At 38.2% G+C, this 13432-nt stretch carries 9 protein-coding genes, 4 pseudogenes and 1 other annotated feature; of the genes and pseudogenes, 8 read left to right on the top strand and 5 right to left on the bottom strand.

All coding sequences use genetic code 11. From position 1 onward, the window contains the following. Positions 1-348 precede the first annotated feature (348 nt). Positions 349-432 (bottom strand): annotated as a pseudogene (locus tag EGS47_RS16320) (type II toxin-antitoxin system RelE/ParE family toxin); the annotation flags it as partial. 44 nt (positions 433-476) lie between these two features. Beyond that, positions 477-728 carry an IS110 family transposase gene (locus tag EGS47_RS16315; RefSeq protein WP_125269817.1) on the bottom strand — a complete coding sequence of 84 codons (252 nt, stop codon included), beginning with the start codon at positions 726-728 and terminating at the stop codon, positions 477-479. A 173-nt stretch (positions 729-901) separates the two neighbouring features. Here EGS47_RS16315 and EGS47_RS16310 point away from each other — a divergent pair, with 173 nt between their 5' ends. Further along, positions 902-1831: an IS5-like element ISAba10 family transposase gene (locus tag EGS47_RS16310; protein WP_004763228.1), complete on the top strand. Its 930-nt coding sequence runs from the start codon at positions 902-904 to the stop codon at positions 1829-1831. Positions 1832-2309: 478 nt separating this feature from the next. Then, a complete protein-coding gene (locus EGS47_RS16305) occupies positions 2310-2585 on the top strand; it encodes a hypothetical protein (protein WP_125269816.1) in 276 nt (91 codons plus the stop codon). 42 nt (positions 2586-2627) lie between these two features. On the opposite strand, the gene EGS47_RS16300 is transcribed toward EGS47_RS16305, so the two are convergent. Further along, positions 2628-2810 carry a hypothetical protein gene (locus tag EGS47_RS16300; protein WP_005236300.1) on the bottom strand — a complete coding sequence of 61 codons (183 nt, stop codon included), beginning with the start codon at positions 2808-2810 and terminating at the stop codon, positions 2628-2630. Positions 2811-2909: 99 nt separating this feature from the next. Next, positions 2910-3659 (bottom strand): metallophosphoesterase family protein, encoded by a 750-nt coding sequence (locus tag EGS47_RS16295; RefSeq protein ID WP_125269814.1) that lies wholly within the window; start codon positions 3657-3659, stop codon positions 2910-2912. Positions 3660-4255: 596 nt separating this feature from the next. Here EGS47_RS16295 and EGS47_RS16290 point away from each other — a divergent pair. The 3 genes from EGS47_RS16290 (at position 4256) to EGS47_RS16280 (ending at position 10687) form a co-directional block, all read left to right on the top strand. Next, positions 4256-5890, top strand: a complete 1635-nt coding sequence (locus tag EGS47_RS16290) for an HNH endonuclease (RefSeq protein WP_125269813.1) — start codon at positions 4256-4258, stop codon at positions 5888-5890. A 78-nt stretch (positions 5891-5968) separates the two neighbouring features. Next, positions 5969-6553: a class I SAM-dependent DNA methyltransferase gene (locus tag EGS47_RS16285; RefSeq protein WP_125269811.1), complete on the top strand. Its 585-nt coding sequence runs from the start codon at positions 5969-5971 to the stop codon at positions 6551-6553. Positions 6554-7081: 528 nt separating this feature from the next. Further along, positions 7082-10687: a hypothetical protein gene (locus EGS47_RS16280; RefSeq protein WP_125269810.1), complete on the top strand. Its 3606-nt coding sequence runs from the start codon at positions 7082-7084 to the stop codon at positions 10685-10687. Here the strand turns inward: EGS47_RS16280 and EGS47_RS16275 are convergent. After that, a pseudogene (locus tag EGS47_RS16275) lies at positions 10684-11358 on the bottom strand (IS3 family transposase); the annotation flags it as partial. The gene EGS47_RS16280 and the pseudogene EGS47_RS16275 overlap by 4 nt on opposite strands. Before the next feature lies 1 nt (position 11359). Here EGS47_RS16275 and EGS47_RS16270 point away from each other — a divergent pair. From EGS47_RS16270 to EGS47_RS16260, 3 genes and pseudogenes are all read left to right on the top strand, one after another. After that, positions 11360-11539: pseudogene (locus tag EGS47_RS16270) on the top strand (WYL domain-containing protein); the annotation flags it as partial. A 40-nt stretch (positions 11540-11579) separates the two neighbouring features. Continuing rightward, a protein-coding gene (locus EGS47_RS16265; RefSeq protein ID WP_125269079.1) for an IS3 family transposase occupies positions 11580-12799 on the top strand; the annotation gives its coding sequence in 2 pieces (ribosomal slippage) (positions 11580-11856 and positions 11856-12799; 1221 coding nt in all). Beyond that, positions 11855-11971, top strand: a sequence feature (AL1L pseudoknot). (Overlaps the previous gene by 117 nt.) A gap of 28 nt (positions 12800-12827) precedes the next feature. Next, positions 12828-13430 (top strand): annotated as a pseudogene (locus EGS47_RS16260) (helix-turn-helix transcriptional regulator); the annotation flags it as partial. Positions 13431-13432 lie beyond the last annotated feature (2 nt).

Here is a 13432-nt window from a genome sequence, read left to right as displayed (position 1 = left end):
ATTCATAAGGTGTGTTCAGCGGACGCTTACAAAGGAGTAGAGGTAAATCATGCTAAAGCGACGGAATGGTACTTTAAAGCCTATGAGCAAGGGGATGAGATAGCTGGTTATCAACTTGGCACGATATATATCTCAAACAAAGACAAACTTAGCCATTAAAAAAAACTACTCTTATGGCATATAAGCCAGTTTTTAATAGGATATACCCTAAGGGAACCAACCAAAAAGCCCCTTAGACCTATTAATAGTCTACCTATAACAGACCGCTATAAGAAAACCGCTTATAACTTCAAGCGTTGGGGGTATTCATAACCGCATAGCAACAAATATTTTGCTGGTACGGTTCATCTTTTTAAATTGTTCTCGTATAGCAACAGGGAGTTTTTCCCATTCTGCTGTAAAGTCTTTGTGACGTAAAAGCTTATAAGTCATCTAATGTGACTTCCTCAAACATCTCTTTAGGGTCATTAATACGCTTACGTTACACAGACTTGATAGTCCGCATCAAATAAATATTTAGCCAAGAGTTCATGATAAATAGATGTGGCTTCCATTAAGATAATGGTCTGCGTAGAAGTTGCAGCATGCTGCTTTAGCCAGGTTTGAAGTTGCTCAAAACCTTTTGGTGTATTTGAAAAAGTTTTGGTTTTCTTTTTACTTGCAGAATTTTCTAAAATTAAACAGCAATCAATTTTAGCTTTAGCAACATCAATACCAAGATAAAACATAATCTTTACCTGCTTTATTTATCCAATTATTGTTTTAGCATAACCACCGTCTTTTCTTGTGAATACAGCATCAAAGTGCTTAGTTACCGTCCAGAGTTGTGCAAGTGGTTAGGGCAAATTGTAGGTTTTATCGGCTTTGTTGCATAAATAAATTTCATCCCCATACATGTTAGATGAATACAGAATCAAAAAGCCGATACAAAACAACGAACTGGTCTGAGTACAATCAGGCTTTACGTCAACGGGGTGCTTTCACTATTTGGTTTGATCCCCAAATGCAATGGTCTGCAACACCTACTGGAAAAAAAGGACGTCAACCTACCTACACTGATATAGCAATTCAATTTGCCCTGACGATACGAAACCTGTTCCAACTGGCTTTACGCCAAACACAAGGTTTCATTCAAAGCCTTTTGCAAATGGCTCACCTCGACTGGAATGTTCCAGACTTCTCAACATTGAGTCGGCGAGCAGATAAGCTCCAGCCACTTCTACATAAATCAGCAAAAAATCCACAGGAAGACTTGCATATTTTAGTTGATAGCACAGGGATCAAAGTTACAGGTGATGGGGAATGGGTGCGTAAAAAACATGGCGTAAACCAACATCGTCAATGGCTGAAATTACATCTTGCGACAGATGCAAACAGTGGAGAAATACAAGCGGTTGAAGTCACGACCTGCCAATATGGTGATGCTGAAATGCTCCAACCTCTTTTAGATCAAATTGATGAACCCATTGCATCTGTCACGGCTGATGGTGCTTATGACACAGTGAATTGTTATGATGCGATTTTGAAACGGCAAGCAAATGTAATTATCCCTCCTCGTTCCAATGCTGCTTTATGGGCAGAAAATGAAATTGGTAAAGCAAGGAATCATGCAGTACAAGGCTGTTGGGACAAGGGTCAAAAGCAGTGGAAACGAGATATTGGTTATCATCGACGATCCCGAATAGAGGCTAAAATGTTTGCCTTGAAACGACTTGGACAAGGTGTATCTAGTCGATGCTTTAATCGTCAGGTGGTTGACTTGCAAATAAGAGTCGATATTTTGAATAAATTTACTCAACTTGGTACAGCTAAAACGGTGGCTGTTGCATAAATATCTGAAGATTAGAACAACTCTATCTTTCGTCTATTTGTGCAACAAAGCCGGTTTTATCTCTTTCACAGACTAAAAGTCTTAGGTCTATTACAAACTCTACAATTTGCATATAGTGGAAGCTAATCACTACAAGCTCCAAGATACAAGGTCTATTATAGTAGATCGGATTGTTTCTAAAGATAATGCAAAAAAAGCCTATGAATCCTCAGTAAAAAATCAAAAAAGATGAAATAATAAAGGAGGATTATATCCAGGCTATACTAAACGGAGTTGATCAACTTCCTACGAAAATCGTCAGAACTGATTAAGATAAGATGGAGTTTCTAGGGGATTGATTTTTAAGATATTACTTAAGTTTTTATTTTATCGCTGTGATTTTAATGAGGTATTGCGGTATAGTTAGATCATTACTCAATTTTAATTTATGTCATAATTTATTAATCTTAATTTCATATAAAAATCAAGGAGACAATGAATGTCGAGAAAAGTAATAATGACTACAAATGAAAGACGTCTTCAAGTATTAAATCAAATGCGTGCTAGCTACCGTGGTGTGCAGCTTTTAAAGCAAGATAGAACTAGATTTATACAGCATAGTACTACGGTTCAATCTAGCTTATTTTCCACAAGCGATAGTAGGTATCCTGCATGTGATGAACTATCAATGGAAACGGATGAGAGTGATGTGTTGAAAGAAACTGCTGAAGCTATGTACGCATCTACAGGTGATACAATTTGGTTAAGCTTTTAAATATAAAATTCAAGCGCTTTATATCGTTTCAATGAGCAGAGTTCAAAATTGCTTGAGTACGTCGTCAATTGATATTTCCTCTTCCACATAGAAAATACCATTTTGATCTGCTTTCATTTTTTTAATAGTCATACCTTCAAGCTTGGCAATCTCGATTAAATCGTCAAGTATTTGATCTGCAATTTTATTTTTCCAATCATTTTCTGGGTCTAAAGGATTCGACATGAGTTTCTCCTAGTTCATGGTGTAGAAGCTAAATCAACAGTACTATAGGATGTATGATATTAGAGTTGGTTTAAATTGCTTCAATACGAGTATGACTACTTAAACTTCGATGATCAAATTTTCTCTAAACCCATTTTTACCTTGCTCTGGTGGATAACCCAAAGGATTGATCACTAATCTACATCCATCGACTACAGTATCCACTGATGTATGCGTATGTCCTGCAATCCATAACTTAAAGCCTTTTACATCTAGGTCATTAATAAAATAGGGATTGAGGGCTGATGCGACAGGATGCGTACCCCAATATGGATCAAGACAAGCTAAATGAGGCGGGAAGTGAGTAATGACACTCACATTATCTTGATCCTTAAATTTCATAATATTTTCATGATATTTTTTAAATAATTCTATGTAGTCATTAGCAGTTATCGTTCGATGATCATTGTCAATCATGATTTGATCAAAATCATAAATCGATTGTTCAGCATCTTTTTGAGACTGTAAAAGTACCTCAGGAGATGTAAGTGGTGAATTGGAGCGAAAGTTCGTAAACAGCGTGCCGCCAACAAATATTTTATCTTGAATTTTGATATGGTTGTCATCAAGTAGTGCATTTTTTGGGTAGTTTTCTTTCAAGAAATTCACGACTGAACTGTAGTTAGAGCTGTAGTAATCATGATTACCTAAAACAAAGATAAATTTTTTATTGAGAGATTTAAATTTTTCGGCAAACTCAATTGCACCACTTAAGCGATTAGAAAAATCGCCAGCATGAATAATGACGTCAGCTTGTTCTGATATCGAATATTTGGAATTATGAGTATCCGATAAAATTTGCAGTTTCAATCTACTTCCCTTATTAAAATACGCCGTTCAAATATATACATCTTCATTCGAATAAGTTTACATCAACTAAATATTAGAAATTATAAGATACTCATCTGTATCCTTAAGCCTATAAAAATATAGGTAATTATTTTTGAATCAATTGATCAAATATTAATCATAAAATTTGACCAATTGAATTTATGCACATAAGATAAAGATGTTACAGCAAAATCTGTGACCAGGCGTGGAAACCTGAATTTAGTACAGAAGCAGTAAACCGCTTTGGCGGTTTTTTGCGTTAACTATGTTTAGTCTATCGTAATGGTAGGCCAAGCAGGGCAGTCTATGACTGGCCGTCTTCTGTAGTACGGTATTTCCACCCCTGTTTGGCTTGCCTCCATCTCGTGGAAAAGTTGGAAGCTTGTTTGTAATTAATTACTACAGGAACTAGACATGAACACTTTCTATAATATCCCTTATTTTCTCAAAGCTATTTCTTCTGTTCTTAAAGAATAAAATTTTCGAAATAAATTTTCGTCATGTTTAATTAATTTTACTTTTATAAATTTCGTAATCTTACGAGATATAGAGAAGTATTGCCTAGAGAAAATAAAATGGCCCGTACTAAGCTTTTAACCAATATTATTCAAAGAAAAATGATGGTGCCTGACGAAATGTCGCACTCAAATCTGCACCATAACTTTGAAATATCACTTTATGACTTCGCTAACCATGAGATTCTAGAAAAACTATATAAAGCAGACAATCAACGCTCCACAGAGTGCTGGAGCCCTGCTGAAATTCAGGAGTTTATTCTAAACTGTTTGAATGATCGTAATGTCAATTTATGCGTTCGCTATTGGAAAGATGCTGCTGGTAATATTTATATCATCGATGGTGGGCACAGGATTTCAATTATCTATGCTTGGATCAAAAGATACTTTATTGATGAGCAAGTAATAGGAGCCCCAAAATTTACGGCACCACAAAAACGAGATATTCGTCAGATTCGTAATCGATTAGGTGGATTAGCTGATTTTCAAGAGTTATGTAGCGATTCTGAGTTTCAGCAAAAATTAAAATCAACCAAAATTAATTTTATTGAAGTCATTGGGACACCTGAGGAAGCTCGAAAAGCCTTTTGTTCAATCAATTCGGATACGAAACGATTAGATCCAGATGAAGAATATCATTTACAAAATAGGGGAAGTGATGCTTTTTATGTGATTTATGCGTGTTGTTATATAAACGATAATAAATCCAACTTGGCTGAACTGAATTACGAGCGGATAAATGAAGTGATCACTTTGGGTGAGCAAATTCATGATCATCTTTTTAAGATAATACTTTTAGAGCCAGATTTAACACACGGTAAAAAAATCGGCTTGGTCAATGAACTCCTGAATATCATGTTTGGTGATACTAGTCAGAATACTGTGAATATAGACCAAGGTCAGCGTGTAGAAAATTTAATGCTAAAACTTAGAGTTGTGCTGTGTCGTATCGCTACACCACCAATTAGTATTCGGATTCCAAGTTTGGGCTTACACCCAAAACTATATTTTTATAAAGATAATCGTTTTCAAGTGACATCCTTTTTGGCCTGGTTCTCTATCGTCTGTGAAATTGAAGAAGACTGTTTTGAAATACAGAATAAAAAGATAGATTTTATTGGATTTACTCGAGCACGCCGTGGTGTTGAAAGTTTAATTGAAAAAATTCCTGTGGCCATCAAAGAAACTGTCGGTAAGTTTGGTAGTGGGATCAGATCACATGAGCGATTGAAGAACGTGTATCAAGCCTTCATCTGTATTGGACTCAATATGGATTTAGATTTTGAAGATGAAGTTTGTTTGAACACCGTCATTCTTTCGATGAGTCAATCATTTGATTATATTAATTTTAATGATTTTTACCTTGACCGTTTTGGTGGTGATTATGATGAGAGCATTGTGGATGATGTTGTGAGCTTTGTGAAATCAGTAAGACTAACAAAGAAGAAAAAACCTCTAAATTTTTCACTAGCGGCCAAAAGAAACCTGTATCAACGTGAGGAAAGGAAAACTTGGAGCTATTGCGAAGTATGTGATAGTGCTTTATACCTTGAATCGACTGAAGTAGATCATCGTGAATCGAAAGCAGAAGGTGGTTACGGTGTTTTAGAAAATGGAGCAATTATTCATCCGATATGTAATCGTTTTAAGTCAGATCGTGCTTTTGAAGAAGTAAGAGCAGATTTATTTGACTAAAAAAATAAGGGAGCAAATGCTCCCTTATTTTTTTGTTTTTTAGTAGACTGGGGTTAGTATTTAGCCTAAGCAACCAATATGAAAACAATAGACTATTACAACCAATACGCAGATCAATTTTTACAAGCCACGTTGTATGTGGATATGGAAAGCCTATACCAACCATTTTTAGCTGAGTTGCCAGATTCTGCACGCATCCTGGATTTAGGCTGTGGCTCAGGGCGTGATACTTTGGCTTTTAAAAATAAAGGCTATCAAGTTGATGCGACGGACTATTCTGAAGTATTGGTCGAACGAGCGACCCAATTGACAGGAGTACCTGTTAAGCAGCAAAGTTTTTATGAGCTTGATATGCACGATGTTTATGATGGGGTATGGGCATGTGCCTCCTTACTACATTGTGCTCGTAACAGTCTCCCTGATGTTTTAAAACGTATTCATGCTGCATTACGCCGTGGCGGTGTGTGCTATATGTCTTTTAAATATGGAACAGCAGATAGAGTAAAAGGCGGTAGGGCGTTTACTGACTTAAATGAAGAGCAGGCTCAGGAATTGTTAGACCAGTTTAATGGGGTTAGGGTATTAAAACAGTGGATTACAGTAGATCAGCGACCTGATCGCGATGAGAAGTGGCTGAATGTACTTTGGGAAAAACATGCCTGATTTTATTCTTATAGCTCAAAAAAATTGAAATTCCTAAAAAATATCCAACTGGTTCTATAGTCGGAGAGTTTTAGTAGTGATAAATTTGCACTATTCATTATTCTCAAACGTTTAGCTATTGAAAAATGGCAGGACACAAGGATTACAGAACTGATTGGGTGTGGCATTCGAATCATGAAAGACCACACCAAGCTAACAAAGGAAGATCACCTTTAATGGCTGCTTAACCTCTACTTATAACTTCGGTTATTTATAGGCTACCGAGGATTTCATGGTTTTTAATCCGCGTCTGTTTATGAAGTCATTTTACTGTACAAGTTTCCAAGTTATATAGAAAATTATGGTTATCAATATGATTTAATTACCCCCATAATATCAAGATATGTGTGGCGATTTAAGAAATCTCTAAATAACTTATATTTACATTCTTAATTAAAAAAAATATGATCAAAGTTCAGACAGAGGATTTTGATATTTAATAAATATAAAAATACCTCTTAGTGCCAACTTTGTCATGGATAAAACTTAATGCAATTAAATAACAACGGTTCTAGTACTGAACTCAGTACACTCGCACCTAAAATAATTCTTTCCCCTTTATTAAAAGCTATGGTGGGGACTCTGAAAAACCATCAATCAGATCATTTCTTCAATTATTATGGGCCTTCTCATAATTTGCATTTTGATGCCACCGCTTTTGTGTCTGCAGTATTTAAGCAGATCGGGACTAAAAACGATTCAAAGCCAATTTATAACATCATCAAAGATATTCAATTATTACCTGAAGATTCAAAACTCAGAATAAGCACTTTATTTGATAAGGAATCTGAAGCTAAAACTGCCCAGACCTATCGTGATTTAGACCAAGTGATGTCTGAAATTGTTCAGCAAGTACTTCAAAATGCTCCGACAGGTATGGCACTGAATTCTCTCAACCAATTCTTAGGCGATCTCAAATATTCTGATCCAGTGATTGCCAAAAATTCTCAGTATCCTATGCAAGTCAAAGGACAATCCAAAGTAGCTTCTTTGCAATATACAAACGACTTAAAAGCAAAAGATGGCGAATTACGACTTTTCACTGTCACTGAAGAAATCAGCAAACCTCAATGGGTGAAAGAGGTTTGTGAGGCAATCAAAGCCATTGTGAAGCAGTCCTACTCAGCTAGTGAAAAGATGCCATTAGAGGTTGCTGAACGTATGCAGGAAATTCTTGATGATGAATGTTCTGCTGAAAATAATGATATCCAAAATCTACTTCATTTCGTAGAAATCAAAGCACTATCACGAGCTCGTATCCGAAATTGCTTCAAAATTATGGAGATCATTGCGGATCACATTGAGAAGACTGAGCGTAACGATTTCAAGCGTGAGTCCGCTGTTTCCTATATCCGTAAAGCAATTGCTTTCTTTGAGATTTTTGGTAATCGAATTGCTCCATGGAATGAGGAGACAACGGAAACCATTAAGGACTATGGTATTGACTTTAGTGCTATCTATGGCGCTGTAGGTAAAGTTGATTTTAATGGTTTGCTGGCCTATGTTGGAGCAACAGATGCTTTGCCAATCTGGGTAAAACCAAAAATTGAAATGAATGATATTCGTCATGATGATAAGGAAGGGCTATCTCTAAAACGTGAAGTCACTTATGCCTTTCGAGTGAATGGGGAGTTTGTTAAAGAGGAAAAAGTAAGTTCATTTAACTCTAAGTTGCAGATCAATTATAAGACAAGCAAAGGCAACCGTTCGGGTACAGATACCATGCTGACTGCTTATGAAGCTCGTCTGCATACTATCAATAAAGCATTGCTGCTGAAGGATATTGTGGATGATAAAGGTCAGCCGATTTCTGAAGAACGATTAAGCAAAGAGTGCTCAGATCGCGTTGCTCAAGTAGAGATGTTCCAGCTCATTATGATGTACTTCGTTCTATCTGGGGCAGACATGAAGATTTCAGATTTTGAAGGGGCATTCAATAAACTGGTTGATGCATTCAAGAATCCTCAAAAAATCCGACTTAACCTTACTCGTATCTTAGACGAAAAGCTCAATACCGAAAAAATGCATGAGCGAATGGAGGCGATCACGTCTACGATCACTACAGCGCTAAAAGCGAATCTGGATTCCATCATTAGTGAGATGGAAAAGGATAGTAGTCTTAAAACTGTACTCTACATCCTTCCAAGTATTGTGAATCTAGATGTATTCAAGAGTTCAATTGGTGAAGATGCTGAACAGTTCTTTAGTATATTTAAGGGTAAAGAATCGAACTTTTACAGCTACATCTCGATGGTGGATGCTAGCCGTAAAAAATTGGCGAAAATGAGCCAAGACGAAATCATTCGAAAGAATGATTATGCTCGTAAAGCCCTAAGCGAGATTGAGTTTAATTCCACACTGAAAATTCGAACGTTGGTACCGATTGAGAATCCTAATACCGACCTAGATCAATTTGATGTCGCTCGTAATCTGAATATTCCTTGTTTACCAGTATTGATGGTGCCGACCAACAAGAAGGTCAGCGACAATGGGCTGCCACATTTTTATCATCCTGAGAGCTTAAGTTATGACAACTTGTTATCTAAATACAAGGTCATGATTCATTATTCATCTAAGCTATTTCGATTGAGTGACCTAAAAGGCGGCCATGCTCAATTATGTTTGGATGAAAAAGAAAATGCTTTGATCATCAGTACGTCATGTTTTTCGATTGCGATTCATCTATTCCTTAAACATCTGGTTAAAGAAGTAAAAAATCAACTGGGTATTGAAGAGCGCTTATATGTACCTGTAATGCGAATTGACTCAGTTGATGAACATGAGAATGAAGAAAAAGCCCAATTTCAAAGGAAATCAAAAAAGATCCAAAAAGGTGGGTTTAATCCTGAGTGTAAACGAGCGTATGCCACCGCTTATACCCTTGAGAAGTTGCTGAACAATGATGATGCTATTGTGAAGGTACAGGGGCTTAAGTATCAACCAGATCCTATGCCTTATGGTAATCAAAATGGTGAGCGAGTTTGTGCCCCGGTGAATCTCGCTATGGATAAAACAGTGACTTACCGTATTCAGGCTGCAATTGAAGCACTGTCAGGATATTCAGAAATCATCATCCCATTTGAGGGCCCTAAGGACAAAATTGCCTGTATTAGCTATAACTCTCGACCTGAGAATGATGTGGAATTTAAGTACCAGCATCAGAAGGATTTGCTACTTCTTAAACCAGATTATGGCTACCTCTGCTACGTCTATACACTTGAGCGTATCAACGATAAACAGGGTCGCTTATCACTACAGAAGGTCAGTCATGCCCCAGTTGCTGAAGACAATCTGAGAACAAGTAAGGCGATGCACCGTATCATCGAAAAACTGCGGTCAGATGGTTTTGAAGATGTTGTATTGCTTTCACACCATTTTGCGCAGCGTAAGATCGGTAAGACTGAAACCAGCAACTTGATTCATGAAAGTGAAAGTGCTTTGGATCAACTTGATCAGTTGTTCCCGAATATGAATTTCTATCCATTCCAGTCTGATACGATCCCAGCACTGAGCTTAAAAACCAGTGATAACAGTCGTGCCTATGAGGTACCGCACCATCATTACCATACGGCGATCATCAATCAAAAAGAATATAAACAATCCTTGTCCGTATATAGCTTTGCGACTAAACGTACTGTGGGTGTTCGTACTCAGAATGGTATTTGTTCGTATTTCTATATGCTAACCAGTCAGGAGCATTCGATTCATAACGATAAGCGAATCAGATTGCACAGTAAAATTATTGATGTGAATGATTCCAATGAAATGAAATCAATTCGCTCTGTATTGCGTGGTCTGCATTACTTTGAGTCTGAACGTCCTACAGCTGGCAAAAACTTCACTCCGGTACTTGAGCCTTCCCATATTCGTGGCACCACTGGCATTCAAGAGCTTGGTGAAGTCATCGTGTCGAGTCGTCTAAATAAAGGCGAAGTCGTCATGAGTCTGCCAGCCTTAATCGGCAAGCTCGAAGAATACGTTATTCTGAAGAATGAAGACTTGATTGATCCAATCGAGCCGATTCCAGAGGGAGCTGAAGAAATAGCGACTGATGAACCGTACCGGGTTTGTCGGAGACTTTTTTATTTAAGTTAGGCCACCTGACCTAACGGATTAATCTTATCATAGTACATTGCTTCAAACTCAAAAGGCGATACATAACCCAGTGCACTGTGTACACGCTTTTTGTTGAACCAATCTACCCAATTTAATGTCGCAAGTTGTACATCCGCTAAACCTTGCCAATCTGCTTTTAAATATTCAATCACCTCTGTTTTGTATAAGCCATTCACCGTTTCAGCCAAAGCATTATCGTATGAATCACCTGTCGTACCGACTGATGCTCGTAAATTTGCTGCTTCTAAACGATTGGTATAGCGAATAGAAAGATATTGAACACCTCTATCGGAATGATGAATTACATTCTTTGGCATGCCTCGATCGTGCAATGCTTGCTCCAATGCATCGAGCACCATATCTGTATTCATCCGTGTAGATACTTTCCATCCAACAATTGCTCGCGAGAACACATCAATAATAAATGCAGTGTAGACCCAGCCAGAATTGGTTTGAATATACGTAAAGTCACTGACCCATAATTGGTCAGGTCGATCAGCACTAAAATTCCGTTTCACTAAATCATCTGCTCGTTTTTGATCATCTCGGCTGCGGGTAGTTTGTTTGTTCTTACCACGCCAAACACCTTGTATATCTAGCTTCTGCATCAATCGAGCAACTGTACAACGTGCAATAACATAGCCTTCACGGAGTCGACAGCAGGCTTCTGCGGATATCAAGCGCTATAATACGCTGTATAACCCCGATGCCTTGATTCATGATCCCTCAGTCAAGGGTTATGTGCCTAAAGCCAGCTTCCAGCCTGTACTGACTACAGCGCATATCAATGAATATCTCAATATGCTCTCGGGCTTGGTCAGTGAACCGTACCGGGTTTGTCGGAGGGTCAATATTCTGAGAGACTATTCCGATGAAAAAACCAAACTATACCCCCGAAATTAGAGAAAGAGCGGTTCAATTACTAATTGAATCTGAAAAAGATTATCCTTCTACTTGGGCAGCAATCACAGCTATTGCACCTAAGATTGGTTGTACTCCTGAAACATTGCGTGTTTGGTATTTAAAGCATATGGATCAACTAAATCCTGCCAAAGTACAACAGATATCTGACCAAGAAAAAATGAAGCAAATGGAACGTGAAATTAAAGAATTAAAACGTGCCAATGAAATTCTACGTAAAGCAGCCGCTTTTTTCGCCCAGGCGGAGCTCGACCGCCCACACAAATAATGGTGGATTTTATCCATAACAATAAAGATCGATATGGTGTTGAAGCGATTTGTAGAATTTTACCGATTGCAGCTTCGACCTATTATCGGGCTTTAGATCTCGTTGATAACCCAGAACATCGAGCGAAACGTGCTCAGCATGATTTACATCATGCAGAACAAATCAAACGTATTTGGAAAGAAAGTTCAGGTCGATATGGTGTACGTAAAGTCTGGCAAAAATTGAAACGTGAAGGCTATGTTATTGCACGTTGTACAGTTGCTCGATTGATGCAGAAGCTAGATATACAAGGTGTTTGGCGTGGTAAGAACAAACAAACTACCCGCAGCCGAGATGATCAAAAACGAGCAGATGATTTAGTGAAACGGAATTTTAGTGCTGATCGACCTGACCAATTATGGGTCAGTGACTTTACGTATATTCAAACCAATTCTGGCTGGGTCTACACTGCATTTATTATTGATGTGTTCTCGCGAGCAATTGTTGGATGGAAAGTATCTACACGGATGAATACAGATATGGTGCTCGATGCATTGGAGCAAGCATTGCACGATCGAGGCATGCCAAAGAATGTAATTCATCATTCCGATAGAGGTGTTCAATATCTTTCTATTCGCTATACCAATCGTTTAGAAGCAGCAAATTTACGAGCATCAGTCGGTACGACAGGTGATTCATACGATAATGCTTTGGCTGAAACGGTGAATGGCTTATACAAAACAGAGGTGATTGAATATTTAAAAGCAGATTGGCAAGGTTTAGCGGATGTACAACTTGCGACATTAAATTGGGTAGATTGGTTCAACAAAAAGCGTGTACACAGTGCACTGGGTTATGTATCGCCTTTTGAGTTTGAAGCAATGTACTATGATAAGATTAATCCGTTAGGTCAGGTGGCCTAACTTAAATAAAAAAGTCTCCGACAAACCCGGTACGGTTCACAGTGAATCACATACCCTGATTGCGACACCAGAACCGAATCTTACAGCAGTTCAATTACCTGATCGCAGTGTACGTCCTGAAGTGATTCGGGAAGTTTTGCGTGCCTGCCGAAACCAAAACACTTTAAAAATGATTTATGCCTCGATGCAGAATCCGCAGTGGCATGAACGCATCATTTCCCCACACACCCTGGTGTATACCGGTTTTCGCTGGCATGTCCGTGCCTATTGCCATCAGAGCAAGCAGTTTAAGGACTTTTTACTCTCCAGAATTGATCGCACACCTGTTGTGGTGGCGATTGAGTCAGTAGACCCTGCTCAGGATCAGCAATGGCATGAAGAAATTGTACTGACGCTGATCCCTAATCCAAAATTGAACTCATCACAACAAGCGCTGGTCGAAAAAGACTTCGGCATGCCTGATGGCAGATTACAGATTCCGGTGAAAAAAGCCCTGGCTCACTATACCTTGCAGCGATATCAGGCCGCGATCACGCTGGCTGAGGCGGATGATGCCTTGAAATATCCCTTGGTACTACAACGCTCAGATATCGAAAAGCTGTCGTCTTACCTGTTTGATCAGGCCTCATAGGA

The organism is Acinetobacter sp. FDAARGOS_515, assembly GCF_003938865.1.
Classification (GTDB): Bacteria; Pseudomonadota; Gammaproteobacteria; order Pseudomonadales; family Moraxellaceae; genus Acinetobacter; species Acinetobacter ursingii.
The sequence above is the reverse complement of the archived record's forward strand: the minus strand, read 5'-3'. Positions and strand labels throughout refer to the sequence as shown.

Bases quoted from the DNA above. Each gene is read 5' to 3' on its own strand.
- EGS47_RS16280 (WP_125269810.1), top strand. From the start codon at position 7,082: ATGCAATTAAATAACAACGGTTCTAGTACTGAACTCAGTACACTCGCA.
- EGS47_RS16300 (WP_005236300.1), bottom strand. From the start codon at position 2,810: ATGTCGAATCCTTTAGACCCAGAAAATGATTGGAAAAATAAAATTGCA.
- EGS47_RS16315 (WP_125269817.1), bottom strand. From the start codon at position 728: ATGTTTTATCTTGGTATTGATGTTGCTAAAGCTAAAATTGATTGCTGT.
- EGS47_RS16310 (WP_004763228.1), top strand. From the start codon at position 902: ATGAATACAGAATCAAAAAGCCGATACAAAACAACGAACTGGTCTGAG.
- EGS47_RS16305 (WP_125269816.1), top strand. From the start codon at position 2,310: ATGTCGAGAAAAGTAATAATGACTACAAATGAAAGACGTCTTCAAGTA.
- EGS47_RS16290 (WP_125269813.1), top strand. From the start codon at position 4,256: ATGGCCCGTACTAAGCTTTTAACCAATATTATTCAAAGAAAAATGATG.
- EGS47_RS16285 (WP_125269811.1), top strand. From the start codon at position 5,969: ATGAAAACAATAGACTATTACAACCAATACGCAGATCAATTTTTACAA.